The 26,867-nt window shown below is 31.7% G+C and carries 29 protein-coding genes; 16 read left to right on the plus strand and 13 right to left on the minus strand.

Going from position 1 to position 26,867, the window contains the following annotated elements; genetic code table 11:
- The first annotated feature begins 150 nt into the window (after nt 1–150).
- The 8 genes from cyoE to F6464_RS08430 all read left to right on the plus strand — a co-directional run bounded on the left by cyoE (nt 151) and on the right by F6464_RS08430 (nt 5,303).
- A complete protein-coding gene (cyoE, locus tag F6464_RS08395; protein WP_151107360.1) occupies nt 151–1,065 on the plus strand; it encodes a heme o synthase in 915 nt (304 codons plus the stop codon).
- Complete coding sequence (locus F6464_RS08400) at nt 1,065–1,655, plus strand: cytochrome c oxidase subunit 3 (protein WP_191963341.1); 591 nt, start codon at nt 1,065–1,067, stop codon at nt 1,653–1,655. Before cyoE ends, F6464_RS08400 begins: the two co-directional genes overlap by 1 nt.
- 42 nt (nt 1,656–1,697) lie before the next feature.
- Nucleotides 1,698–2,726, plus strand: coding sequence for a cytochrome c oxidase subunit 3 (locus F6464_RS08405; protein ID WP_151107361.1), 1,029 nt, complete (start codon nt 1,698–1,700; stop codon nt 2,724–2,726).
- An 18-nt stretch (nt 2,727–2,744) separates the two neighbouring features.
- A complete protein-coding gene (locus F6464_RS08410; protein ID WP_151107362.1) occupies nt 2,745–3,095 on the plus strand; it encodes a cytochrome C oxidase subunit IV family protein in 351 nt (116 codons plus the stop codon).
- Nucleotides 3,096–3,171: 76 nt separating this feature from the next.
- Entirely contained in the window at nt 3,172–3,810 is a 639-nt protein-coding gene (locus F6464_RS08415; protein WP_151107363.1) for a hypothetical protein, read from the plus strand.
- A 5-nt stretch (nt 3,811–3,815) separates the two neighbouring features.
- A complete protein-coding gene (locus F6464_RS08420) occupies nt 3,816–4,502 on the plus strand; it encodes an SCO family protein (RefSeq protein ID WP_151107364.1) in 687 nt (228 codons plus the stop codon).
- Entirely contained in the window at nt 4,502–5,044 is a 543-nt protein-coding gene (locus tag F6464_RS08425; protein WP_151107365.1) for a DUF420 domain-containing protein, read from the plus strand. The genes F6464_RS08420 and F6464_RS08425 overlap by 1 nt, the downstream gene beginning before the upstream one ends.
- Entirely contained in the window at nt 5,034–5,303 is a 270-nt protein-coding gene (locus tag F6464_RS08430) for a hypothetical protein (protein WP_151107366.1), read from the plus strand. The genes F6464_RS08425 and F6464_RS08430 overlap by 11 nt, the downstream gene beginning before the upstream one ends.
- 10 nt (nt 5,304–5,313) lie before the next feature.
- Here F6464_RS08430 and F6464_RS08435 read toward each other — a convergent pair whose 3' ends face one another.
- Complete coding sequence (locus F6464_RS08435; RefSeq protein ID WP_151107367.1) at nt 5,314–6,708, minus strand: DUF4403 family protein; 1,395 nt, start codon at nt 6,706–6,708, stop codon at nt 5,314–5,316.
- Nucleotides 6,709–6,887: 179 nt separating this feature from the next.
- On the opposite strand from F6464_RS08435, the gene F6464_RS08440 reads away from it, so the two are divergent.
- The 3 genes from F6464_RS08440 to tsaB are packed head-to-tail and all read left to right on the plus strand — an operon-like array spanning nt 6,888 to nt 10,299.
- On the plus strand, nt 6,888–8,327 hold the full coding sequence (locus F6464_RS08440; protein WP_151107368.1) for a TolC family protein: 1,440 nt from the start codon (nt 6,888–6,890) through the stop codon (nt 8,325–8,327).
- Between the two features lie 2 nt (nt 8,328–8,329).
- Complete coding sequence (locus F6464_RS08445; protein ID WP_151107369.1) at nt 8,330–9,631, plus strand: efflux RND transporter periplasmic adaptor subunit; 1,302 nt, start codon at nt 8,330–8,332, stop codon at nt 9,629–9,631.
- Nucleotides 9,631–10,299 carry a tRNA (adenosine(37)-N6)-threonylcarbamoyltransferase complex dimerization subunit type 1 TsaB gene (gene tsaB / locus F6464_RS08450; protein ID WP_151107370.1) on the plus strand — a complete coding sequence of 223 codons (669 nt, stop codon included), beginning with the start codon at nt 9,631–9,633 and terminating at the stop codon, nt 10,297–10,299. Before F6464_RS08445 ends, tsaB begins: the two co-directional genes overlap by 1 nt.
- Before the next feature lie 2 nt (nt 10,300–10,301).
- Here tsaB and F6464_RS08455 read toward each other — a convergent pair whose 3' ends face one another.
- From F6464_RS08455 to F6464_RS08470, 4 genes are all read right to left on the minus strand, one after another.
- On the minus strand, nt 10,302–11,117 hold the full coding sequence (locus F6464_RS08455) for a mechanosensitive ion channel family protein (RefSeq protein ID WP_151107371.1): 816 nt from the start codon (nt 11,115–11,117) through the stop codon (nt 10,302–10,304).
- Nucleotides 11,118–11,194: 77 nt separating this feature from the next.
- Entirely contained in the window at nt 11,195–11,635 is a 441-nt protein-coding gene (locus tag F6464_RS08460) for a hypothetical protein (protein WP_151107372.1), read from the minus strand.
- Nucleotides 11,636–11,674: 39 nt separating this feature from the next.
- Nucleotides 11,675–13,699 (minus strand): thioredoxin domain-containing protein, encoded by a 2,025-nt coding sequence (locus F6464_RS08465; protein ID WP_151107373.1) that lies wholly within the window; start codon nt 13,697–13,699, stop codon nt 11,675–11,677.
- Between the two features lie 44 nt (nt 13,700–13,743).
- Complete coding sequence (locus tag F6464_RS08470; protein WP_151107374.1) at nt 13,744–14,643, minus strand: NifU family protein; 900 nt, start codon at nt 14,641–14,643, stop codon at nt 13,744–13,746.
- A gap of 284 nt (nt 14,644–14,927) precedes the next feature.
- Between F6464_RS08470 and F6464_RS08475 the strand changes: the two genes are divergently transcribed.
- Nucleotides 14,928–15,929 carry a PorP/SprF family type IX secretion system membrane protein gene (locus tag F6464_RS08475; protein WP_151107375.1) on the plus strand — a complete coding sequence of 334 codons (1,002 nt, stop codon included), beginning with the start codon at nt 14,928–14,930 and terminating at the stop codon, nt 15,927–15,929.
- Between the two features lie 48 nt (nt 15,930–15,977).
- The gene (locus F6464_RS08480; RefSeq protein ID WP_151107497.1) at nt 15,978–16,490 is read left to right on the plus strand and encodes a gamma carbonic anhydrase family protein; all 513 of its coding nucleotides are present in this window, start codon (nt 15,978–15,980) and stop codon (nt 16,488–16,490) included.
- 10 nt (nt 16,491–16,500) lie between these two features.
- Here the strand turns inward: F6464_RS08480 and murI are convergent, their stop codons facing one another.
- The 8 genes from murI to F6464_RS08520 form a co-directional block, all read right to left on the minus strand.
- Entirely contained in the window at nt 16,501–17,277 is a 777-nt protein-coding gene (gene murI / locus F6464_RS08485) for a glutamate racemase (RefSeq protein WP_151107376.1), read from the minus strand.
- Between the two features lie 82 nt (nt 17,278–17,359).
- Complete coding sequence (locus F6464_RS08490; protein WP_151107498.1) at nt 17,360–17,860, minus strand: OmpH family outer membrane protein; 501 nt, start codon at nt 17,858–17,860, stop codon at nt 17,360–17,362.
- A 27-nt stretch (nt 17,861–17,887) separates the two neighbouring features.
- Nucleotides 17,888–18,907 carry an OmpH family outer membrane protein gene (locus tag F6464_RS08495; RefSeq protein ID WP_151107377.1) on the minus strand — a complete coding sequence of 340 codons (1,020 nt, stop codon included), beginning with the start codon at nt 18,905–18,907 and terminating at the stop codon, nt 17,888–17,890.
- A 44-nt stretch (nt 18,908–18,951) separates the two neighbouring features.
- A complete protein-coding gene (locus tag F6464_RS08500) occupies nt 18,952–21,663 on the minus strand; it encodes a BamA/OMP85 family outer membrane protein (protein ID WP_151107378.1) in 2,712 nt (903 codons plus the stop codon).
- Nucleotides 21,596–22,336, minus strand: coding sequence for an isoprenyl transferase (locus F6464_RS08505; RefSeq protein ID WP_151107379.1), 741 nt, complete (start codon nt 22,334–22,336; stop codon nt 21,596–21,598). The genes F6464_RS08500 and F6464_RS08505 overlap by 68 nt, the downstream gene beginning before the upstream one ends.
- 2 nt (nt 22,337–22,338) lie before the next feature.
- Nucleotides 22,339–23,019, minus strand: coding sequence for a type IX secretion system protein PorG (gene porG, locus F6464_RS08510; protein WP_151107380.1), 681 nt, complete (start codon nt 23,017–23,019; stop codon nt 22,339–22,341).
- A gap of 173 nt (nt 23,020–23,192) precedes the next feature.
- Nucleotides 23,193–24,077: an NAD kinase gene (locus F6464_RS08515; protein WP_151107381.1), complete on the minus strand. Its 885-nt coding sequence runs from the start codon at nt 24,075–24,077 to the stop codon at nt 23,193–23,195.
- Nucleotides 24,078–24,147: 70 nt separating this feature from the next.
- On the minus strand, nt 24,148–24,807 hold the full coding sequence (locus F6464_RS08520; RefSeq protein WP_151107382.1) for a CBS domain-containing protein: 660 nt from the start codon (nt 24,805–24,807) through the stop codon (nt 24,148–24,150).
- Between the two features lie 113 nt (nt 24,808–24,920).
- Here F6464_RS08520 and F6464_RS08525 point away from each other — a divergent pair, with 113 nt between their 5' ends.
- From F6464_RS08525 to F6464_RS08535, 3 genes are read left to right on the plus strand one after another with little or no spacing between them, the layout of a single operon-like run.
- A complete protein-coding gene (locus F6464_RS08525; protein WP_151107383.1) occupies nt 24,921–25,634 on the plus strand; it encodes a pyridoxine 5'-phosphate synthase in 714 nt (237 codons plus the stop codon).
- A 42-nt stretch (nt 25,635–25,676) separates the two neighbouring features.
- Nucleotides 25,677–26,444, plus strand: coding sequence for an alpha/beta fold hydrolase (locus F6464_RS08530; RefSeq protein ID WP_151107384.1), 768 nt, complete (start codon nt 25,677–25,679; stop codon nt 26,442–26,444).
- A gap of 54 nt (nt 26,445–26,498) precedes the next feature.
- Nucleotides 26,499–26,843: a phage holin family protein gene (locus F6464_RS08535; protein WP_151107385.1), complete on the plus strand. Its 345-nt coding sequence runs from the start codon at nt 26,499–26,501 to the stop codon at nt 26,841–26,843.
- The last annotated feature ends 24 nt before the right edge of the window (nt 26,844–26,867 follow it).

The raw sequence follows: 26,867 nt of genomic DNA on the forward strand, positions 1-26,867 counted from the left end.
AAAAATTTAATTTTTAACATGGTTGATTTAGTATTAATCTACTCAAAGATAAATTTTCTATTAGAAATTTTTTATGAATTGTTTTTTTGCTAAATCATTAACTATAAATTACCTTTGCGCCACCCGAAGCAACGGGATTGAAAACTGAAAATGAAAACCGCATTGATTGTAAGTACCGACTCCTTTTCTTTTAAATCTATTTACACTGATTTCAAAGCCATCACAAAAGCAGGTTTAGCTGTAAGTGTAGTTTTTTCATCGTTGGCAGGATACATACTTGGGGTTTACAACATTCATACCATCGATTGGTTTGTTTTATTGAAATTAGCTGTTGGCGGGTACTGTATGGTAGGCGCTTCAAATGCCTTCAATCAGGTTATAGAAAAAGATCTTGACTCATTAATGGACAGAACCAAAAACCGTCCAGTTGCCTCAGGAAGAATGACTCCTAATACGGCATTGATAATTGCCAGTTTGTTAACTGTTTTAGGAATTGTATTGTTGTATACCATCAATGCCAAGTCGGCCATGTTTGGTGCCATATCTATATTTATATACACAAGTGTTTACACACCGTTAAAAACGGTTACGCCTTTAGCTGTTTTTGTTGGAGCCATTCCAGGAGCCATACCCTTTATGTTGGGTTGGGTTGCAGCTACAGGGAATTTTGGAATAGAAGCAGGAACTTTATTTCTTATTCAGTTTTTTTGGCAATTTCCTCACTTTTGGGCTATAGGGTGGTTTTTGTTTGACGATTATGAAAAAGCTGGTTTTTTTTTGTTGCCATCGGGTAAAAAAGACAAATCGACCGCTTTACAAACCATCTTATATACTGTTTGGTTGCTAATTGCATCGCTTTTGCCAATGTTGGGTTTTACAGGAAGTTTATACATTTCTACTTACGCTGCTATTGCCTTACTTTTTTTAGGATTATGGATGTTGTTTTATGCCGTACGATTGTATCAATTAAGAACAACTAAAGCAGCAAGAACCTTAATGTTAGTAAGTGTTTCTTATATTACATTGCTACAAATAGTTTACATTTTAGATAAATTTTTACGATAATGATAGATACGATGATGACACCTGAAGAACACAAATTAAGAACAGAACGATCTTACAAACTACTTTTATTAGTAGCGATGGTAAGTATGACCATGATGTTTGCCGGATTAACAAGTGCTTTTGTGGTAAGCAAATCTAGACTCGATTGGTTGAAAAATTTTCAAATGCCACCCGCATTTTTCTTTAGTACAGCAGTAATTATTGGTTGTAGTATTACCTTTCATTTGGCTAAAAAAGCAATACAAAAAGACAATCGAAATGCAACAACTTCATTTCTTTTACTTACTTTAGCACTCGGAATTTTGTTCGTACTGTTACAGTTTATGGGCTTTGGACAAATTGTGGCACAAGGCTATTATTTTACAGGGACAGCAAGTAACATTACAACAACTTTTCTTTATGTGGTTACGGTAGTGCATTTAGCGCACCTTGCTGGAGGATTAATTTCGCTTTTAATTATAATTTATAATCATTTTAAACAAAAATACAATTCAACTCAAACCCTTGGAATAGAACTAGGTACAATGTATTGGCATTTCTTAGATTTACTGTGGGTTTATTTGTTTTTATTTTTATATTTCTTTAAATAAGAAAAAAATGTAAATTTGGGAACTTTTTAACGAATAACTTTTATGGGAGCGACAGTTACAACTGCAAACAGTGAAGAAAAAACTTGGGGTGGCGGAAATCAACCTTTAGGAGCCGATTACGGTAAATTAATGATGTGGTTTTTTATCGTGTCAGATGCATTAACCTTTTCAGGATTTTTAGCAGCTTATGGATTTTCCAGATTCAAATTTATAGAGACTTGGCCTTTAGCCGAAGAAGTGTTTACTCACTTTCCATTTATGCACGGAGTACCAGCTCCAATGTATTATGTGGCTTTAATGACTTTTATTTTGATTTTTTCTTCCGTAACAATGGTGTTAGCTGTTGATGCTGGACATCAAATGAAAAAAAGTAAAGTGGCATTTTATATGTTTCTTACCATTATTGGAGGTTTAATATTTGTTGGGTCACAGGCTTGGGAATGGAAAAACTTTATTCATGGCGAATATGGTGCTATTGAAACAAAAGGGGGAAGTTTGTTACAGTTTGTTGACAATACAGGCAAAAGAGTAAAGTTAGAGGATTTTGCGGCTACTTTACCTGAAGAACGTGAGCGCTTAGAAAAAAATAAAGGAAGATGGTTTATGTCTGAACCAGCTTTGCCAACTTATTCAGTTGCTGAGGTTCAAGCAGGTTTTAAAGCACATCCAGAATTGTTAGTAAGAACAGAAGTATTGTATAAAGATGATGCAGCTGCAAAAAGTGATACTAAAGTGAATCATGAATTAACAAAACACAAACATAAAACTATTTTAACTAGGGCAGAATCCGAAACTAGGTTAGCAAACGCCTCTTTAGTTGTTGAAGGTGCTAATCTTACCAGAAATGAATATGGAAGCAAACTATTTGCTGATTTCTTTTTCTTTATTACTGGATTTCACGGATTTCACGTTTTTTCTGGTGTAGTTATTAACGTTATTATTTTCTTTAATGTGCTTTTAGGTACTTATGAAAAAAGAAAAAGTTACGAAATGGTAGAAAAAGTTGGATTGTATTGGCACTTTGTAGATTTAGTTTGGGTATTTGTTTTTACCTTCTTCTACTTAGTTTAATTTTTAAAATTTATAATTATGTCTCACGCACACGAATCAAATCTTGGAAGAATTTGGAAAGTTTTCGGAATTCTTTCTGTTATAACTATAGTTGAAGTTATATTTGGAATTTTAAAACCTGATGTTTTACACATGAATAATTTTTTAAGTATGAACTTGCTTAACTGGTTGTTTATAATCCTTACACTTGTAAAAGCTTATTTTATTGTATGGGCATTTATGCATATGGAAGGGGAGAAAAGCAGTTTAAGATGGATTGTTGTTAGTCCAATTATTTTTTTAGTATCCTACTTGCTTTTTATACTTTTAGTAGAAGCAGATTATATATTTGAGATTTTTAAAAATTCAACTATTAAATGGAATTTTTAACATCATTTTAATTCAAAAAAGAGGTACGCATTGCGTGCCTTTTTTTATTTTTGTACTAAATAATTTATCCGTTACCGTGAAAAAAAATATAGTTCTTTTTGTCCTTTTTATTTTCCCCATTTTTGCTTATCTTTTTTTTGCAACAGGAGTCAATAGTTTTATGACTTTACCAACAGTAACGAAGTCTATTCCAGATGTTGGGCATTGGAAATCCTTAAGCGGAGATCCAGTTACCTTAAACAATAGGATTACTGTTTTAGGATTTACGGGTAAAGATATATTACGAAATAAAGGCAATTGTTTTAATCTCAATCAAAAGATATACAATAAGAATAGAGAATTTAAAGATTTTCAATTTGTTATGATTGCTCCCGAAGGAACTCAAGATGATGCTAAGCAAATTCTTAAAGGACTTAGTGAATTGACTGATGTGTCTAAATGGATTTTTGTTTTTGCTCCAACAAATGAAATTCAAGAGTATTATAGTAAACTAAAGTTAAAAGGAAAATTAAATGCTGATTTTGGCACCTCATACGTATATATTGTAGACAAAAAAAGAAATTTAAGAGGTAGAAAAGACAAAGACGAATACAAAGAAGGATACGATACTTTTTCTCCATCTGATTTGTATAATGAAATGACAGATGATGTAAAGGTAATACTTGCAGAATATCGTTTGGCTCTTAAAAGAAACAACGCCAACAGACAAATATAAAAGAAATGCTTAAAAATAAATCCTACATTGGAATTTCATTTATTATTTTGGTTTTTGGAATCTATGCTATTCCTAAAATAGTTGCTAGAATTCAGTCGGACACTATTGTAAAAGGAGATCGACTAGACAAAGTAGACAATAATGGCACTTCTGATAAGAGTTTAGTTAAAATTGGGCCAGCACCTCATTTTAAGTTAACCAATCAAGACAATAAGACAATTACCGATGCTAATTACAATGGAAAAGTATATGTGCTTGAATTCTTTTTTTCAAAATGTCCTTCCATTTGTCCTAAAATGAATAAAAATTTGGTTGCAATACAAAATCAATTTTTTGGTAATCCAAATTTCGGGATAGCCTCCATTACTATCGATCCGCAAAATGATACACCTGAAGCTTTAAAGGAACATGCAGATTTATTAGGTGCAAAATCCTCCAATTGGCATTTTTTAACTGGTGATAAAAAGTATATTTATGAACTTGCCAATAAAGGATTTAATTTATATGCAGGAGAAAATAGTAAAGTAAGTGGAGGGTTCGAGCATTCTGGTTTTTTTGCTTTGATAGACAAACAAGGAAATATTAGATGCAGGAAAGACGAATACGGAAATCCTACTTTATATTATGAGGGATTAGAAGCAAAAGGAGTTCAAACCTTACAACAAGATATAGCCATTTTATTAAGAGAATAATGAAAACACAATCCATAGAAAAAAAATACAATACATTTATAGTAATAGTTTCAATAGTAATACCAGTTGTAGTAGCTATTTTATTTGGAGTAAAGTTGAAAGATTTCGGTTATAAAGTTGAGCCATTATCTTTTTTACCGCCTATTTATGCTCTAACAAACGGAATAACTGCTGTTGTATTGGTTATAGCTGTATTGGCTATAAAAAACGGTAAAAGAAAGTTGCATGAAACATTAATGAAAATTGCCATAGGATTGTCTGTGCTGTTTTTAGTGATGTATGTAGCCTATCACATGACAGCAGATTCAACTGCTTTTGGAGGAGAAGGAGTTATTCGATATGTTTATTTCTTTTTATTAATTTCTCATATTATTTTATCGATAATCATTATTCCTTTGGTCTTAATTACTTATGTAAGAGCATTGGCACAACGTTTCGATGCACATAAAAAAATCGCTAAAATTACTTTCCCTATATGGCTTTATGTAGCCGTTACAGGAGTAATAGTGTATCTAATGATTTCACCTTATTATGTGTATTAAAGTTAGAAGTGAGAAGTTAGGAGTTAGAAGCAAAAAAGGGAAACTATTTTCTGCTTTCTTTTTTCTATACTTTATTTTCTTTTCAATGTCATTAAACGCGCAGTGCGCCATGTGTCGTGCAGCCATAGAAAGTGAAGGAAATAACGCTAAAGCACAAGCAGTAAATGACGGAATTGTGTACTTAATGATTATTCCTTATTTACTTGTAGCAGCAATTGGTTATGCAGTATATAGACTTTATGCAAAGAAAAAAATTTAAAGTAGTGTCACTAAATCCCATCAATGGTGATTGTTACATCGCCATTTACTTTTATAAAAGCAATTATCGCTTTATTAGTTAGTTGAATTTTTTGAAACTGAATATCATCAACAGTTCCGTTTACAAAAACGCCTGGCATTGGTGAATGATTTTTTAAATATTTAAGAATATTTTGTTTGCCTTCCTCTAAATTTGGCTTTATAGAATAACGACACGTTTCACGAATTTTCCCCAAAATATAACCTTGAGCGAGCCAATTGGCAGTTCTTAATAATTTGTTTTTGGTATCTATAGCATAATCCAATTGGTCAAAATAAATTTCTTTCGATTTTTCGTTGTATTGAGGAAATCCTGCGAGATATATTTTTCCGTTTAAACTCCCTAGCACATCTAATGCAATAATCATTTTGCCTGATTTATGCCAAATAGACACATTTTGGACAGTTATTTTTTTGTTTCCAGTTCCAAAAACTTGACCAGAAAAATTTTTAGTCATTATTTTTGAAGCATCTTCATAATTAGAAACAGCAACAATATTTGCAGAAACACGCTGAGGCATTTTTAAAACGGGTTTTAAAATAATTTTATCACGATCAAATTTTGATATAGGTTTTGGGCCAATTAAAGTTTCCATATTGCATTTCAAACCCATTTCAAACGAAATCACTTCTTTTTGAAGCTTTGCTTCGGTAGTGTATAATTCTAAAGGCACTACACGAAGCCAGCTTTGGTAAGCTTCACTCATTTCGAAAGGGCTACAAACTTTTTCTAAAGCATCAAGAACATTCGGTTTAAAATCAACCGATTTTTCTATAGCTTCATCAATGCTTTTTTCAATTTTCGATCTAAATAATCTAACAGCGGGATTTATTAAATAGGTAATGGGAATTGCTTTTCCTAAAACAGAAACGGTTGGGCTTTCATTCCAATCTAACGATTTTAGTTCGGTATTTGTTTTTAATTTCCAATTCGTTAAATCTACATCGCTTAATAAAGTTACGTTCCCGTTAAAGCTAAATTCTTTAGTGTTGTATAGTGAAATGCCTAATGTATTGGTTCCAATTCTATATTTTACAAATGCTTTTAAAGGTAAAATGGTCTTAATTTTTCCGTTTTCATTCTCAAGGGTAATAGGAGCTAATTTCCAAATTTTTACTTCATAATCATCATCTTCAATGGTATTATCCTCATAAATTAAACCAGTAAGGATTTTATTGGTTTGATTAGCTACATCTTGAAGCTTAAGTTTTATAGGTAAATTAAGAAAGGAACTAACATTGTCGTAAAGTAACGGTGAAGCATCATCAGGTTCTGGCTTTAAAGCTGCAATTTTTTGAGTAGAAGAACAACTTAGAATAGAAAATAGCAGAAATAGTGAAATGATACAAGAAACATTTTTAATCATTTTTTTAAATTTAGTGCTGTAAAATTAGCCAATTTGTTTATATTTTTTTGTAAAACAGTGTAACTATTTAAAAGGAATTTAGACTTACTTTTATCGGGCTATTGATTTTAAAAACTTGTTCTGTTTTCAGTAAATATTAAATATCTATAGTACCTTTGTTACCCTTTCATTTCTTAAATATGAAGAAGATTATTTATTTTGCTCTCGTTTTTATAGCTGTTTTTAGTCAAGAAATGCAATCGCAGACTAAAAAGTGGACTATCGAGGATTGTGTAAATTATGCTTTAGAAAACAACATCACAATAAAACAATCACAATTAGACAGTCAATTAGCAACGATAGACAAGACAGCAGCTATTGGAAGTTTTTTGCCATCTATAAATGCCGATGGTTCGCACTCTTGGAATATTGGTTTGAACCAAAATATAACGACAGGTCTTCTTGAAAATCAAACGACACAATTTACATCTTTAGGGCTTACTGCCGGTGTTGATATTTATAAAGGATTGCAAAACCAAAATCGACTCCGAAGATCAAATCTAGCTATTTTGGCTGCTCAATATAATTTGAGTAAAATGAAAGATGATGTTTCATTATATGTAGCTAACGCCTTTTTGCAAATTCTTTTTGCTAAAGAAAATATTAAAGTACAAAACCAACAACTCCTAAACAGCGAAGGACAATACAAACGAACAGAAGAATTAGTACATGCTGGCTCAGTACCTCGAGGGGACTTACTTGATATAAAAGCGACTGTAGCTTTAAATAAGCAAAGAGTAATAGCTGCTGAAAATACGTTCTTGATTTCTAAATTGAGTTTAGCCCAACTCTTGCAAATAGATGATTTTAAAAATTTTGATATTGCCGATTCTAATTATCCTATTTCGGAAAGTGCCACAATGTTACTAACACCAGAAGCTATTTTCAATAAAGCGAAAGAAAGTAGAGTTGAAGTTAAAATTGCACGAACTAATTTAGAACTTGCCGAAAGAGATCTCAAAATTGCTAAAGGAGCATACCAACCAAGTCTTCAAGGATTTTATAGGTTTAATACTAGGATAGGGTATGCCGATAGAATTACAGGATTTGAACCCAATATTGCTAATCCTACTTCAATAATTGGTTTTGTAGAAGGTTCTAATCAAAATGTATTACAGCCTAATCGTTCTCTGATTTTAGGAAAACCATTGCCTTTTTTCGATCAATTTTCAGAAAACAAAGGGCATAATTTTGGTTTTCAACTTAATGTTCCAGTGCTAAATGGTTTTTCGGTAAAAAACAGTGTAGCACGTTCTAAAATTAATTTAGAGAAAAGTAAAATTGCTTTAAGTCAATCGGAATTAGATTTAGAAAGAAATGTTTATACCGCTTTTACAGATGCAAAAGGAGCTTTAAACTCTTATGAATCGGCTATTTCGGCACTAGAAGCTAGGCAAGAATCTTTTAATTATGCCAAAGAGCGCTATGCAGTAGGATTAATGAATGTATTCGATTTAGAACAAGCGCAGACCTTATTTTCCAACTCACAATCAGAAATTATAAGAACCAAATACGATTATATCTTTAAAGTAAAAGTATTAGAATTTTATTTCGGAATTCCAATTATTCAAAAACAGTAACCATGTCAAAAAAATCAATTTATATCATAATAAGTTTAGCGGTAGTTGTGGTCGCAGTTTTATTAGTGCTTTCTAAAAAAGGAATTATTGGTAATAAAGAAAAAGAGCTTGATATTGAAGTAGCTAAAGTAAATGAAATTACCATTGTTGAAACCGTTTCGGCAACGGGTAAAATTCAACCTGAAATTGAAGTAAAAATTTCGTCGGAAGTATCAGGTGAAATCATTGCTTTGCCCGTAAAAGAAGGTCAAGTAGTTAAAAAAGGTGATTTATTGGTTAAAATTAATCCTGATTTATATACTTCAGGATACAACAGAACTGTTGCAGGTTTGTCTCAAACAAAAGCGGGTTTAAGCCAAGCCGACGCTACTTTTAAAGAAGCAAAAGCGAATTACGACCGAAATAAAATTTTATTCGACAAAGGAATTATTTCAAAATCAGATTGGGATAGGGCCATTGCCACTTTTGAAGGAGCCAAAGCCGCAAAAGAATCGGCTTATTTTAATGTGAAAAGTGCTTCGGCAACAGTAAATGAAGCTAAAGACAATCTTGGGCGAACCACTATTTATGCTCCAGCCGATGGAACTATTTCGATGTTGAATGTTGAATTAGGAGAGCGAGTATTAGGAACACAGCAAATGACAGGAACTGAAATTCTAAGAGTGGCCAACCTCAATAATATGGAAGTTGAAGTGGATGTGAATGAAAATGATATTGTAAAAATAAACGTGGGAGATTCTGCAAGAGTTCAGGTTGATGCGTATTTAAAAAAACATTTTACAGGAATTGTAACGAGTATTTCTAATTCGGCGAGTTCAGAATTAACTGCCAATCAAGTAACCAATTTTAAAGTAAAAGTTAGAATAGAAAAAGAATCCTATAAAGATTTATTAGTTGGAAAACCATTATCCTATTCTCCCTTTAGACCGGGAATGACTGCGACTGTTGATATTATTACAGAAAGAAAAGAAAAAATTGTGGGGATACCAATAAGTGCTATTGTTGTAAAAACAGACACTGCTGCGGTTAAGAAATTTTCTGTAGACGACCCTGCTGCTCAAGAAAGTGAAGTGAAGCAAAAAAACACCAAAAAACTAGAATGTGTTTTTCTTAAAGTTGGTGAGAAGGCTAAAATTAGAATTATTAAAACTGGGATTCAAGACGATACCAATATTGAAGTAATGGAGGGTTTGAAACCCGGTGATGTTGTAATAGTTGGACCATACAATACCGTATCGAAGGAGTTGAATTCTGGCGATAAAGTAAAGATTGCATCTAACGATAAAAAAGCAAATAAAGAATAATGCCTTACATACTCAATATAGAAACCGCTACCAAAAATTGTTCTATTGCAATTGCAAAAAACGGAGAAACAATTCTTTGTAAAGAAATGGCTGAGGAAGGCTACTCACATGCAGAAAAGTTGCATGTTTTTATAAAAGAAGCAATAGACAATCTTCAAATGTCCTTTAAAGATTTATCAGCAATAGCAGTTAGTCAAGGTCCAGGATCTTATACAGGGTTGCGAATAGGCGTTTCTGCAGCAAAAGGACTTTGTTTTGCACTCGATATTCCTTTAATTGCAGTTGATACGCTTGAAGTTTTAGCTTCGCAAGTTAAAGTTGCTAATGGAATTATAATTCCTATGATAGATGCACGAAGAATGGAAGTGTATAGTGCAGTTTTCGATTCAAATCTAAATAAAATAAGAGAAGTTCAAGCAGAAATAATTGATGAAAAATCCTTTTCAGAAATAGATTCTACTATTTATTTTATTGGTGATTGTGCTTCCAAATGCAAAACCGTTTTAACGAAAGAAAATTTTATTTTTTTAGAAGATAAAATTTATCCGTCTGCTAATGAAATGAGTGCTTTGAGTTTTGAAAAGTTTAAAAATGGCGACACTGTTGATGTTGCTTATTTTGAGCCGTATTATTTGAAGGATTTTATGATTACAACTTCAAAGAAATAGTTTTATTTTGGAGGAGCTAGCTGAAAATTTATATTCTCGTTATCAAGGGCGGTTTTTGAATCTTCTAATATTTCAGAACTAACATCAGCAAAATCTTGATTTTTTGTCCACACTCGAATGGCAATTTTAATTCCAGTATCTGTTATTTCTTTTACAGAAACTGAAGGTTTGGGAGTTATTAAAATTTTTGAATTTTTATTTAATGTATTATAAATAATGTCTTTCGCTTTTTTTATATCAGTATCATAAGAAATTCCAATTGTTAAATCAGTTCGTCGGTTTTCTTTTTTAGAATAGTTGATGATATTTCCGTTAGATAATGTGCCGTTTGGAACAAATACTACTTGATTGTTTACAGTTAATAATTGTGTTACAAAAATTTGAATATCAATTACAGAACCAGAAACGCCTTGTGCTTCAATAAAATCCCCTAATTTAAAAGGTTTAAAAAGAATAATAAGCATTCCGCCAGCAAAGTTAGATAACGAACCTTGTAGTGATAAACCAACTGCTAAACCGGCTGCACCTAGAATGGCCACAAATGAAGAAGATTCTATCCCTAATTTTGATATTACAGCAATAAAAAGAACAACTCGTAACCCCCAAAATATAATATCAGATAAGAACTCAATTAGAGTAGGTTCAATTTCTCTTTTTACCATTATCTTTCGAGAAACGGTATTGATAATTTTTATAACCCAAATCCCAATAACGAATAGTAAGATGGCGGCAATTACTTTTGGAGAGTAATCAATTAAAGCTTTTACAAATGATGAAGTATATTGATCGATGTAATTAATGTCTACTAGTAATTTCATTTTCTAATTTAAAAAAAACCTTCTCAAATAGGAGAAGGTTGGTTGTTTTGAGTTGCAAAAATAGTATTTTTTACTATTTATTCAGCGTCTTTTTTTGATTCCTTAGTTGAATTATTTACTAACTCATCAATCTTTACTTTAGCGGCAGCAATGCCTTCTTCTACAATTACTTTTGCTTCATTGGCAAAAACTTCTGCTTTTTCAATTATTGGTGTAGCATTTTCTTTTACTGAATTAACAACATCTTCTAAAACTACACCTGTTTTTTCAGAATATTCAGTTGCTTTTACTTTCGCAACTTCGGCAAATGCTTCTGCTTTTTCTATAATAGGAGCAGCATTTTCCTTTACTGATTCAACAACTTCTTCTAAAACAACATTTGCTTTCTCTGAATATTCGCTCACTTTTTGTTTTGCCTCTTCTGCAAATGCCTCTGCTTTTGCCATAAATGCCTCTGCATTTTCAGCACTTTCTTTAGTAGAACCAAATAAATTCTTTATAAATGTTCCTATTCTCATGATTGATAAATTGTCAAATTTACGATAAAAATTAATTGTTTAATGACTGAATTTCAATTCATTACTAACTTCTTCAAAATTATTTTTTGGTACATCACACGTTTTATTCTGACAAACATAAAAAAGGGTTTCATCGTTTTTAAATCGGTTTTTTAGAAACGGAAGATTGGATTCGGTTTCAGAACCCGCTAAAATTATATGAGGCAAGTATTTCTCGTTTGATAATGAACTGAATTTTAAAGCATCCTCACCACAAATTGCCAACTCTTTGTTTTGCTCTCCAAAATTTAAAAAAGTTAATAGCCAATTCGAATAAGCCGACGGATAATCGATTTTTGGAATAATATTTTGTAGCATTTGGAGGGCTACTTTTTCATAATAAGAATTGTGAAAATAAATACTTAATAGCAATAAATTGTTAGCCATTACTGAGTTTGATGCTGGAATTACATTGTCTTCAGTTTCATAATGTTCAGCAATTAGAGCTTCATCTAAATTAGAACTGAAGGTAAAGAAACCGCTATTTTCATCAAAAAAGTGCTCTAAACAATAATCTGTTAATTGATTGGCATTGTGCAACCATTTTTCATCAAAAGTAACCTCATACAAACCTATAAAGCCATCTATAACAAAACAATAATCTTCTAAATATCCATTAATGGAACTTTTGCCGTTTTTGTAATTGTGCAATAAATTTCCATCGGATGACCAAAGATTTTTTATAATAAAATCGGCATTATTTAAAGCAATTGTCAAATAGCTTTTGTCTTTTAATGCTTTAAAAGCGTCAACAAACCCTTTTAGCATAATTCCGTTCCAAGAAGTCAAACATTTGTCGTCTAATCTGGGCTTGCTTCTTTTTTCTCTTTCTAGGAATAAAATAGTTTCCCAAGCTTTCTTTTTAGATTCTAATTCTGAAATGGTAATTTTGTTTAGAACAGCAATTTCTTCTAAAGATTTATTTTGAATCAGAACATAGTTGCCATGTTCCCAAAACCCGAAATCATTAATATTAAAAACTTCCGAAAATAATTCGAAATCTTCTTTAAGTAGTTCTTGCAAAGTAGCTTTTTGCCAAACATAAAAAGCACCTTCTTCTAGATGTTGTTTTTCATTCAAGCTATCTGCATCAAGCGCACAATAAAATCCATTACTTTCGTCAGTTAGTTCTCGAGATATAAATGACAAGGTTTTTTCGATAACTTCTTTAAACAATGGATTTTTAGTTAGTTTATAGGCATCTGCATACAGTGAAACCAATTGCCCATTGTCATATAGCATTTTTTCAAAGTGCGGGATATGCCATTTCATGTCAACAGAATATCGAGAAAAGCCTCCGTCAATGGTGTCGAAAAGTCCTCCGTAAGCCATTTTTGTTAGCGTAAGATTTACAAAATCTAACAATTCAGAATCATTGGTTTGAAATCCGTATCGCAACAAAAATTGATAATTGTTGGGCATCATAAACTTAGGAGCGCGAGCCATACCACCAAATTCTAAATCAAAACTTTTTTTCCATTTTAGGATTAAAGGTTCTAGTGCCTTTTGTTCTAAAACAGTATTGGTTTTTTGTTTTTTAATGATGCTAATAGCCGCTATACCTTTGTGTAATTTTTCGGCATACTCTATCATTTTTTCAGGATTTGTTTTGTACAATTCTTGCAGTTGTTCCAAAACATTTATCCATTCTTCTTTTCTAAAATAAGTGCCGCCATAAACGGGTCTACCATCAGGTAAGGCTATAATGTTTAATGGCCAACCTCCATGACCCGTCATAATTTGAACAGCTTTCATATAAACAGCATCTACATTTTGATGTTCTTCACGATCTACTTTTATGTTTATGAAATGGGCGTTCATGGTTTGTGCCACAGCTTCATCTTCAAAACTTTCGTGTTCCATGACATGACACCAATGACAAGCCGAATACCCAATACTAATAATGACTAGTTGGTTTTTTTCTTTGGCTTCAGATAACGAATTCGTGTTCCATGCTTTCCAGTTTACAGGATTATTAGCATGTTGTAATAAATAAGGACTTGTTTCTTGCGCCAATTCATTCATAAAACATTCAGTTTTTAAATTTTGAGGATAGTATTAGAAGAATATTATCCGTTTGAGGCTTCGACAATAATGTCTTTATCATTAAGCATGTCTTTCAGCATGTTTTCAATGCCACTTTTCAATGTAAATGTAGAAGAAGGGCAGCCGTTACAAGCACCTTGAAGCACTACTTTTACTCGTTTTTCTTTTTCGTCATACGAGTCAAATAAAATATTTCCGCCATCGGCAGCTACAGCGGGTTTTACATATTCTTCTAATATGTTAATGATTTGTTGCGATGTAGTATCGAGGGTATCGAAATTTTCAATTTTTTGTTTTTCAATTTTTGGACTTAAATTTACAAGGCTTTCATCAAGAACAGTTCCTCCATTTTCTATAAACTCTTTTATAAATGATCGCAACTCTAAAGTAATTTCCTGCCATTCGTTTACGGCATATTTGGTTACCGAAACATAGTTTTCGTCTATAAAAACTTCTTTTACGTAAGGAAACTTAAATAATTCTTTAGCTAAAGGTGATGCAGAAGTTTCATCAATATTTTTAAACTCGACGGCTGTCTTTGTTAACATTCTACTAACTACAAATTTCAAAACTGCAGGGTTAGGAGTCGATTCTCCGTAAACAGAAGCGGGTTGTTTTTTAGATTTATTTTCATCAATCGTAACAATAATGCCACCGCTATTCACAAAACTTGTTATTTGCTCTGCTACAGCTTCTTGAACATCTTCCCATTCTACAATACTAAACTTTTCAATAGCAATAAAGTTACCTGATATGTAAACTGTTTTAACAAATGGCAGATAAAATAACTTTTGAGCCAAAGGGGAATTCTTCGCTTCATCGATGTTTTTAAACTCAAAACTCTCATTTTGAGTAATGAAATCAGGGAATTCAAATTTTAGTATGGATGGATTTTGAGTCTCTTTTATTACTAGCTGTATCATGATTTTATTTTTTACAAATTTAACAAAGTTATTTTGAGTGATTAATTATATTTGGACAATTAAACATTAAATTAACGTTTGTTTTTTTATGATTTTTCAAGTTTTTTTAATCTCCTAATATAATTAACATTAAAAATCGGTGTTTTAAGCTAATAAAAATTGATTATTGATTTAGAAATCATCAAAAATTTATATATTTGGGCACAACTAATAAAGGTGATTTTTCGTACTGTCTTACAATTAGTAAATTACAAGGAATTGTATATAATTAAAAAAATAAAAAAATGAGTTTTAAGAAATTAGGATTATTAGTTGTGTTTTTAGCATCACAATTTTCATTTTCTCAAGAAGGTATAGCGGTTTATTCTGATTATTTATCAGATAATTATTATTTACTACACCCTTCAATGGCTGGAGCTGCAAGTTGTTCTAAATTAAGAGCAACTGGAAGGCAACAGTGGTTTGGTCAAACCGATGCTCCAGCATTACAAACGTTAAGTTTTAATGGGAGAATTGGAGAGCAGTCAGGAGCTGGAGCTATTTTTTATAATGATAAAAACGGTTACCACTCACAAACGGGAATAAAATTGACCTATGCGCATCATATTATGTTTTCTAGAGATAATGTCGATTTGAACCAACTGTCATTTGGAGTTAATGTAGGTTTAACACAAAGTAATTTAGATGAAACCGCATTTTTAAGACCTGGTGATTTTGATCCAAATGTTCTTGGAACTAATGTTCAGAAAGATTCCTATTTCAATGTTGATATAGGAGCATCTTACAACTACTTGGATTTTTATGCCCATGCAACAGTAAAAAATGCTATTGAAACTAGAAGAGAGCTTTATAGTGATTTTGAAAGCGATAATTTGAGAAAGTTAATTTTGAATTTGGGCTACACTTTTGGTGAAGAAGATGGGTTGTTGTGGGAACCATCTATTATGTTTCAAAGCATCAGCCAAACCAAGGAAAGTTCTTTTGACTTAAACATGAAAGTTTATAAGCAATTAGAAATAGGCAGATTGTGGGGAGCTTTATCTTATAGAAGAAGTTTAGACGGTGCTCAATATAAGGATGATAGCGGATCGCTTAAAACACAAAAATTACAGTATATCACTCCAATCGTGGGTATAAATTACAATAAATTTATGTTTTCATATACTTACTCTTATTTAGCTGGTGGAGCTAAATTTGATAACGGAGGTTTTCATCAAATTACTTTAGGAATGGATTTATTTTGTAGTCCTGAGAAATACCACTGTAATTGTCCAGCGATTAATTAAATATTTTATAAAATGTCCCGATTTATTCGGGACTATTTTTTTACCATTATGTTGATAAAATCAGTAAACGGCAAAACTCCCTTAATTCCTGATGATTGTTATGTTGCAGAAAATGCCACTATTGTTGGCGAGGTTTGTTTTGGTCATTCTTGTAGCGTTTGGTTTAACGCAGTTGTAAGAGGAGATGTAAATAGTATAACTATTGGTAATAAAGTAAATATTCAAGATGGTGCCATTATTCATTGTACTTATCAAAAACATCCAACCGTAATAGGAAACAATGTTTCTATAGGACATAACGCAATCGTTCACGGTTGTACAATAAAAGACAATGTTTTAATAGGAATGGGTGCCATTGTTATGGATAATTGTGTGGTAGAAAGCAATTCAATAATTGGCGCAGGAGCTGTTGTTACTCAAAATACAATTGTAGAATCTGGAACTATTTGGGCAGGTGTTCCCGCAAAAAAGGTTAAGGATATTGACCAATCTGATTTTGCAGGTGAAATTGAAAGAATCTCAAATAATTATGTAATGTATTCTAGTTGGTTTAAAGAGTAATTAAATTGCATTAGAAATCCTTTTTTAAAACATCATATTTGTTGTTTAATATTTCAGAAAGTACTTTTGGATTGCTATTAGTATAAAAAATTGCATTACTTTTTCCAATGTCATGTTTTCCCACTTTTTCTTCAATTATTTTTTGAGTTTGTCTCGCGACAGCTTCACCCGAATCGATTATTTGAATGGTATTAGGGATAATCTTTTTAATTAAAGGAATTAAATATGGATAATGACTGCACCCTAAAACGAGATAATCAATATTCGCTTCAATCATTGGTTGTAAGTAGGAGTGAAGTAGTTTTGACATTTCAGGCGAATTTAACTCGCCGTTCTCAATAAGCTCTACTAATCCGTAACCAATTTGTTCTACTATTTTTGTTTCTTGATATTTTTCGACAGTTTTATTAAAAAGCTCACTACTCAAGGTGCCTTTAGTTGCTAATATCCCAATAGTTTGTGTTTTTGAATGTATTGCTGCGGGTTTTATTGCGGGTTCAATACCTATAAAAGGCACTTCATATAAATCTCTTAATTCTTTTATGGCATTGGTAGTGGCGGTGTTGCATGCAACTACTATAAGTTTTACGTTTCTTTCGAGAAGAAATTCAGTGTTTTTAATACATAATGCAATTATTTCTTCTTTAGCTTTTTTTCCATAAGGAGCATTTTTGCTATCGGCAAGATAAATTGTATCTTCATTGGGTAATAATTCGTGTATGGCTGACCATATTGAGGTTCCACCAATTCCTGAATCGAAAAGACCAATAGGTTGATTGTTTATCATAAATCAAATGTAAAAAAAAAACTGCTCCATCTCGAAATTTCGATAGAGCAGTTTTTATATTTTATTTAAATAGATTTTTAGACTAAAAACCTAAATCTTTTTTTACATCAGCAGTCAAATTAGGACCATCTGCTAAAAGCAATCCTTCTGAATTTAAAACATATTGGAAACCTTTAGCTTTACCAACTTTTTGAATAGAAACTTTTACTTTCTCCATGATAGGTTTTACGATATCGGCTTCTTTTTGTTGCAATTCTTTTTGAGCATTGTCTCTATAATCAACGATTCTTTTTTGCATGTCTTGAACCTCTTTTGATCTAGTTTCGTTTACAGCCTCAGCAACTGTTGTTGCTTCTTGTTCGTATTTTTTTAATTTATTTTGGTATTCTTCAACCATTCCTTTGTACTCTACATCATAGGTGCCACTGAGTTTTTCTAATTGTTTTTGTGCCTCAAGCATTGCAGGCATTTTTGCCATTATTTCACTTACCTCTACATGAGCTGTTTTTGCTTGAGCTTTAATTGTTTGATTACCAGCAATGAATATAGCTGTAGCTATTAATAAAGTTTTTATTTGTTTCATCATTTTTAAATATTAATTAATTGTTTTTTAGTTTTTAATGTTCTCAGTTTGTTTATTTGCTTCTTTCTCTTTTTTTGCTGCTTCTCTATCAGCTAATATTTTTTTCTTTTTTTCTTCTAATGCTTTTTTTCTCTCTTCAAGATCTCTTGCTTTTATTTCAGCTAATTTTTGCTTGGCAGTAATAGCTGATGCATTATCTGCAGGTGCTGCAGCTTTTAAAGCTGAATTATTAGTATCAGGAACTTCGTTCGCAGTACTGTCAATTTCATTTTTTTCGGTAACAACTGTGCCTTTCTTTTTTGCTTCTTTTTCTGCTAAAAGTTGTTTTCTGTTTTCTTCAACTGCTTTTTTATTTTCTTCGATGGCTGCTTTTTTTTCTGCAATTAATTGTTCTCTTGCCGCTTTTTTATCATCGAGTATTTTCTTTCTATCTGCTACAGCTGGATTCTCTTCTTCTAAATTTTCTTTTGCTTCTTTCTCTTCTTCAAGCTTAAGTTGTTTTTTACTTAATTGATTTCTCTTAGTTGCTCTAGTAATTACTCGTACTACTTGATCACTAATATCATATCTTTTTGCGGCGAACAACATTGTCAGGTCGGATGATTTGTCAAATATAAAATCATATTTTTTAGCTTCTGCAATATCTTGAGTGGCTGTAAAAACTTGATCTTGAATTGGTTGAGAAAGCACTGCTTTTTGTAGGATTAAATCGCCGTTAGGGCCAAATCTTTTTTGCTGATAATCAAATAATTCTGTTTCTTGAAATACAATTTCTTCTTCTCGTTCTTCTATTAATTCTTTTGTAAGTAAAACTTTTTCGGATTTTAATGACTCTTTAAGTTTCGCTACTTCATTTTTTTTGGCTTCTATTTCTAGTTTCCATTTTTGGGCTTTCTGCTCTAATTGGCTTTTAGCTTCCATATAATCAGGAACATTTTGCAAAATATATTCCATGTCTATATAGCCTATTTTTACACCTCTAGACTGACCAAAAACTGTTATTGAAACAGTCATTATAAAAATAAGTAATACAACATGTTTTCTCATAACTTACATTTTATTAGAAAATATCGTGCCAAATATAGTTAATTTTAAAATTGTTGACCAATAATAAAATGGGTTTCCATTCCGTTTGCCTTACCTTGTCCTGTTAAGGAATCAAAGCCATACCCAAAATCAATTCCTAACAAACCAAATGCAGGCATGAAAATTCGTAATCCAGCTCCTGCAGAGCGTTTCAAAGCAAATGGGTTGTACGTTCTAAAGGTATCATATGCTGCTCCTGCTTCAAGAAAAGAAAGCACATAAATTGATGCTGCAGCTTTTAATGTAATAGGATATCTCATCTCTAACGAAAATTTATTATAAATAGTGCCTCCATTTTGAGAAGAAAGCGAATTATTTGGATATCCTCTTAATTGGATTACTTCTCTACCATCTTGTGCAAAGTTTGCCAGCCCGTCTCCGCCTAAGAAGAATCGCTCAAAAGGAACAACACCTCTTTCTTTATTATAGGCTCCTAAATAACCAAATTCTCCTAATGAACGCAATACTAACTTACCATAAATTTTAGTAAACCAATCAGCCTTGAATTTAATTTTGTAGTATTCTAACCATTTGAATTTTTCTTGATCAATTTTTCCTTGATCTGGAGCTGCTTTTTCAAAACTGTCTACTTTGTTGCCAGAGGTGTCAATAAAGTCTCCAGGTTGAATGATTTCGCCGTCTGATCCCAATCTTTCAGAAGACGTACTGTTTTTTAATTTGTAGGCTTCTTGATTTTGTAAATCTCCATAATCAATGCCGTTCATTAGAGAATAGGGTAGTGTAAATTTCCCCATTATACTAAATTCAGAGCCATAGGTTGGAAAAATTGGGTTTACTCCTTTATTGTTTCTCGTTAGTCCTAAAGTATAGGATAAGTTTCGTGCTGATCCGTTACTAAACGTTCTAAAAAGCCCTGTATTAAAGTTATTTAAGTCGTAATATTGAAATGCGACGGATTGAGACAATACAAAAAAGTCATCTGGAACACTCAATCGTTTTGCTAAACCAACTGATAAAGAGATAATATTAAAGTTTTGGCTTCTATCAATATTTCCTCCAAATTGTCCTCCAGCAAATTGCTTACTATAGGCAAATGAACTGCTAAATTGTACGGGTCTTTTTCTTCCAAACCAAGGTTCTGAAAACGATAAGCTATAGGTTTGAAAAAAAGGACTTGCTTGCAAGCGAAGTGCTACTTTTTGACCGTCTCCCATAGGAAGAGGTTTGTAAGCTTCTTTATTGAAAAGATTTCTAACCGAAAAGTTATTAAAAGACAATCCTAAAGTTCCTATGAAACCACCACCTCCGTAACCTCCTTGCAATTCGATTTGACTTGATCCCTTTTCAACAAGATTATATTCTATATCTACCGTTCCTGCGCCAGCATCAACATTTTTAAATTTTGGGTCTATAGCTTCAGGGTCAAAAAAACCAAGTTGACCAATTTCTCTAATGGTTCGAACTAATTCTTCCTTACTGTATTTTTGACCGGGTTTAGTTCGTAACTCTCTGTAAATAACTTCGTCGTTGGTCTTGTCGTTGCCTACAACTGTAATCTTGTTAAAATAGGCTAATGGTCCTTCTACGATTCTAATTTCAAAATCGATGGTATCATTAGCTGTTTTTACTTCAACGGCATTAATATTAGAAAATAAGTACCCATTGTTTTGGTATAGATTGGTAATGTCTTCTCCGTCAGGTTTAGATTTGTCAGCAATTCTTTTTTCTAGTAAAACACCATTATAAACATCTCCTTTTTGTATTCCTAACATTCTCGAAAGTCCTTGATCAGTATATATAGTGTTTCCTAAAAACTTAATATTTCCAAAATAATATTTATGACCTTCTTCTACGTTTATTTTGATATTTAATTTTTTTTGTTGCTTATCAAAAGTAACGCTATCGGTTACTACACGAGCATCTCTATATCCTTTTTCTTTGTATTTTTCTACAATTGACACTAAGTCTTCTTTGTATTTTGCATCTATAAATTTGGAAGCCTTAAGAACTCTAAAACGGTTAATTTGTTTGGTGTTCTTCATCGCTCCTCGAAGCGTTGTTTCTTTAAATTTATCGTTTCCTAAGAATGCAATTCTTTTAATTTTAATTTTTTCATCTTTATCAATGTTAATAAGCATTTTGACATTGTTTCCAGATGTGGTGTCAGGTATTGTATTTATTACTACTTTAGTGTTGTAAAAACCATCTTTTTTGTATTTGTTTTCGATGTAGTTTTTGGTAGTGGTAACTAAATTTTCATTTACAATTTTCCCTTTTGTAAGTCCGTTGTCTTTAATTAGTCCTTCGGTTTTACTTTTCTTAATGCCAACAAATTTTACTTCGCTTAATTTTGGAAGTTCATTGATGTCTAGATCTAAAAAAATACTGTCACCTTTTATTTTATTTATATAGAAATCGATATCACTAAAGAGTCCAAGTTTTCCAAGTTTTTTTATAGCATTAGTAATTTCTTCTCCAGGAACGGTAACTTCTTGTCCTTTTTGAAGTCCTGAAAAAGTAACGATTGTTTGTTCGTTATAACTAACTTTTCCAATAACTTTTACATCGCCTAAGAAATATTTTTTACCTTGATCAAACGGAACTCTGTCTTGAGCTTTAACTTGAGATAATAATCCAAAAAACAATAGGGTTAGGACTAGTTTTATGTTTTTATGTAACACTAAAAAATTATTTAATTTGTTCACTTGTTTTTCCAAATCTGCGTTCTCTTTTTTGATAACTAATGATAGCCTCATACAAATCATCTTCTTTAAAGTCTGGCCATAATACATCAGTAAAATATAATTCAGAGTAGGCTATTTGCCATAACAAAAAATTACTAATTCTGTGTTCACCACTTGTTCTTATTAATAAATCTACATCGGGTAAATTTTGCGTGTAAAGATGCTCATTAATAATTGATTCGTCAATACTGTCTATTGAAATTATATTATTTTTAACTTTATCACTAATGATTTTTACGGCATTCAAAATTTCTTCTCTTGATCCGTAGCTTAATGCTAATGTCAGAACCATTCTAGTGTTATTTTTAGTTTTTTCTATAACATCTAGTAGTTCTTTTTGTGCAGATTTTGGTAACAAATCAAAATTGCCTATGGTATTCAATTTAATATTATTATCTACAAGTGTTTGTAGTTCGTTTTTTAAGGAGTTAATCAACAATTTCATTAGTGTATCGACCTCTAGTTTTGGTCTGTTCCAATTTTCGGTAGAAAAAGCGTAAAGAGTAAGGTTTTCTATTCCTAATTTGGCAGAGGTCTCTACTGTTAATCGTACTGATTTCGTTCCGTTTTCATGTCCAAAGGCTCTTAAAAAACCTTTTTGCTTCGCCCAACGCCCATTGCCATCCATTATGATAGCTAGGTGTTTGGGTAAATTATCGGTATTTATTTTGTCTTTTAAATTCATGTTTATTGTGCACAAAAGCAAGGTTTATTCCCAAATGTATAGGTCAAAGTAAATCCTGTAAATACATACCAGTCATTACTATTTGTGTTTCCAAATTGTAAATTCTCAAATTTTTCGTTAGTCGGATTGCTCCCGTCCAAATCATCTTTAAAACTATATCTTGCTCCAGCTTCAAACCCTAAAATCAAATGATTTATTAGCCTCGTTTTTATTCCTACAGTCATCGGAATTGCTATTGTTCCGTATGCTTTGTCAGTCCTTACATCTCCGTTTAGGAAATACAATCCGTCGTAACGTGTATAACTCAATCCAGAATAAACATAAGGTGTAAATTTTGGTTCAGAATCATGCAAATCAAAATCAAAAAAATCAAATTCAAGCCCTAAAGATAATTCTTTTATACTGTTTTCGAAACGGTACCCTCTTTGTTTTCTTGCAGGTTCCGATGCGTTTTTATCGTTACCACTTATTTTAGAATAGGTATAAGATGCTCTCCAAGAATGCCTTGGGCTTTTATTCCATTTGTACAAAATACCAAAAGCTGGTTCGTCGGGAGCAATATAGCTCGTTTTTCCAATTTCGCCTATATAATTGCTTCCTCCCAAAAACAAACCAATTTCGTGAATTTGAGCTTTAGTTACCAGACTGTAAAATAAAAATAAAAATAAATAAATTCTATTCATTGTGATAAAAATAGCGTGCAAATATAATAATTATGAATACGATACAGTCATGAAATCAGTATTTCTAATAAATTATATCATTACGATTAATAAAGTCCTTGTTTTCTTCTGGGGATTACTTAGCAAAACGCAGAATGAATAGATTGTAGTATAATGATGGTTTTAAAAAAAAATTAATTTCTTTTGTCTTCTCCCCAAAGCAATTTATTTCGAAGTGTTTTCAGGAACGTTTCTTCGTGAATTTCAACCATATTGATTTTAAAAGACGTCTTTTTTATAATTAGTACAGATTCGTTTTTTATAGAGGCAATTCTAGAATCTAATGAAACCAAACAGTGTTCCTCTCGTCCAGATACTTTTAATTGAATTTCAGTTTTATCAGGAATAACTAGAGGTCTGGCATTTAAATTATGAGGCGCAATTGGGGTAATCACTAAACTTTTTACTTCGGGAGTTAAAATTGGTCCGCCGCAACTCATAGAATACCCTGTAGATCCAGTTGGAGTGGCCACAATTAATCCATCAGCCCAATACGAATTTAAATATTCGCCATTCAAATGAGTTTCAATAGTAATCATTGAGGTAGTATCTTTTCTGCTGACTGTAATTTCATTCATAGCAAAATTAATATCTTTTAAGCCTTCAATTTTTGATTTGCTACTTAGTGATAATAAAGTTCTAGGAGAAATGGTGTATTTCTTTTCAATAATAAATTGAAGAAAAGCTGCTATATTGTCTTTTTGTACTGATGCTAAAAATCCAAGTCTGCCAGCATTTATTCCGAGAATAGGGATTCCAGATTTCCGAACTAAAGTAGCCGCTCTTAATATGGTTCCGTCGCCACCAATGCTTATAAACATATCAAAACTACTATCTAATTCACTATGAGAACTGAAGGTTTTATACTCTTTTTGAATGATTCCTTTTTCATACAATGTTTTCAAGAAAGACAAATCAATGACCATCTCAACATTGTTTTTATTAAAAAAAATGAAAATATCTTTAATGATAGGTTCAGTACTATTTTGGTAATATTGTCCGTAAATGGCTACTTTCATTCTTTTGCTGATTTCTTGTTTGTAGATTTTATTATCTAAATTACTAAATAATCTTAATCTACAAATCTACCTATATATTAAGGTATTTATCTAAATAATCCGAACGTTCTTTAAGATTGTTGATATAGTTGTCTTCTTGATGTTCGGAGATAATTTCATAATTGTATCTTCTAAAGGTTTGTATGATATTATTCATTGCTCCTAAACTAATTTTTACAGTAATTTGAACACTTTGAACATCAGATTCAGAAATAAATAACCCCAAAAGCTTGCCATTATTGCTTTCTACAATTTGAGTAATTTGACTCATTGAATAATCTAAAATCCCTTTTTTTACAACAATAATACCGCCTGGTTCTTTTAAAAACGGTGTTTCATGAAAAAACTTAATAATATCTTCTAATTCATAATAGCCCAAATAGCTATTGCTTTCGTTTAAAACCGGAACAACATTGGTGTGGTTTTTAGCAAATACTTCTAATACATCAAGCCAAATCATTGAGCTTCTTGCAAAAAATCCCTCTAAAGTAAATTTATAGTCGCTTACTTTTTTGTCACTGTCAAAAGTTTCAATATCGTCTAAGGTAATACTGCCTATGTAAATATTATCTTCTAAAACAGGAAAATGAGAAAAAGGTAATTCATGAAAAATATCATGAACATCAGCAATTGTTTCTTCACTGTTAATTGCTTTAAAATCATTTGTAATATAATCTTTAATTTCTGTCATATCGCTATCACTAAATTGTTCATGCAAATTAATCAAATTTATACAATAACACCTAGTTTAACTTTGTATTTTTGTTGTTTTAATAATATAATTCACATATAATTTTATTTGTAATGACAAAACTAAGTGTAAACATTAATAAAATAGCCACTTTGCGAAATGCGCGTGGCGGAAATGTACCTGATTTATTGCAAGTCGCTAAACACATTCAGGAATATGGTGCCAAAGGGATCACGATTCATCCACGCCCAGACGAGCGACACATTAGGTATCAAGACGCACGAGATTTAAAATCGATTGTTTACACCGAATACAATATCGAAGGTAATCCTGAAAAATCATTCATCGATTTAGTGTTAGAAATTAAACCTACTCAAGTCACTTTAGTGCCTGATGCTATCGATACGATTACTTCAAATGCTGGTTGGAATACTATAAAGCATCAATCCTTTCTCAAGGAAATCACTCAGGAATTTCAACGCAATAACATCCGGACATCTATATTTGTAGATCCTGTTCTAGAAATGATAGAAGGTGCAAAAGCCACAGGAGCCGAAAGGATTGAGTTGTATACGGAAGCTTTTGCAGATCAATTCAGCCTTGGCAATAAAAACGGAATTCAGCCTTATGTTGCTGCTGCCAATTTAGCCAATGAATTGGGATTAGGAATTAATGCAGGACACGATTTAAGTCTTGAAAACATCGAGTATTTCAAACAAAATATTCCCAATTTATTAGAAGTTTCTATTGGTCATGCCTTGATTTCAGAAGCTCTTTATCTAGGATTGGATAATGTGATTAATATGTATTTGCATAAATTGAAATAATATTTATTTGCATAAACCATCAATTTAAAATCATAAATCGTCATGCTCTACTCAAAAATAGAAGGACAAGGTAAACCATTATTAATTCTACACGGATTTTTAGGAATGTCCGATAATTGGAAAACACTAGGAACGCAATATGCAACCGAGGGTTTTCAAGTTCATATGCTTGATTTGCGCAATCACGGCAGAAGTTTTCATTCGAATGTATTCAGTTATGAAGTCATGGTGGAAGATATATTAGCCTATTGCATGGCGCATAATTTGCAAAAAATTGAGATTATTGGACACTCTATGGGCGGAAAAGTGGCCATGCTTTTTGCTACTACCTATCCAGAAATAGTTAATAAATTAATAGTTGCCGATATAGGTCCTAAATATTACAAACCACATCATCAAGACATTTTAGCAGGATTAAATGCAGTCGATTTTTCACTAAAACCAGATCGTACAAGAGTAGATGAAATTTTAAAAGAGCATATTCCAGATTTTAGCACCCGACAATTTTTAATGAAAAGTTTGTATTGGCAAGAGTCTGGGCAATTGGCATTTCGTTTCAATTTACCTATTTTCAATAAGGAAATTGAGCAAATAGGTGTAGCGCTTCCATCGAATGCTATTTTTAAGAATCCTACTTTTTTTCTTCGCGGAGGAAATTCGAATTATATTAAAGATGAAGATTTTGAAAACATCAAAAATCATTTTCCAAACGCAATAATCGAAACTGTACCTAATGTTGGGCATTGGCTTCATGCTGAAAATCCAGTTGCTTTTTATGACAAGACAATCGCTTTTTTAAGAGAAAATTAATTTTTTAAGAAATTAAAAAATAGTATATTTATTCAAAAATAAAAACATACACACATGAAATTACTCATTAGAATTCTACTTACTGCCCTATTAGTATTAATTATTGCTCACTTTATGCCAGGTGTTGTTGTCGATAGTTTTACAACATCAATTATAGTAGCGGTAGTTTTAAGTTTGCTTAATATTTTTATAAAACCCATTTTAATTTTGTTGACATTGCCAGTAACACTAATCACATTTGGATTGTTTTTATTGGTAATCAATGCGGTAATTATTCTTTTGTGTACCAATATAGTGGGAGGATTTCATGTAGATACATTCTTTACAGCGCTGTTTTTCAGTATAATTTTATCCATTTCTCAATCAATTATTTTTAAAGTTACAGGTGGCGATAAATAATTAAACAACAATACATTAAAAACT

Source organism: Flavobacterium luteum (assembly GCF_008806775.1).
Lineage (GTDB): Bacteria > Bacteroidota > Bacteroidia > Flavobacteriales > Flavobacteriaceae > Flavobacterium > Flavobacterium luteum.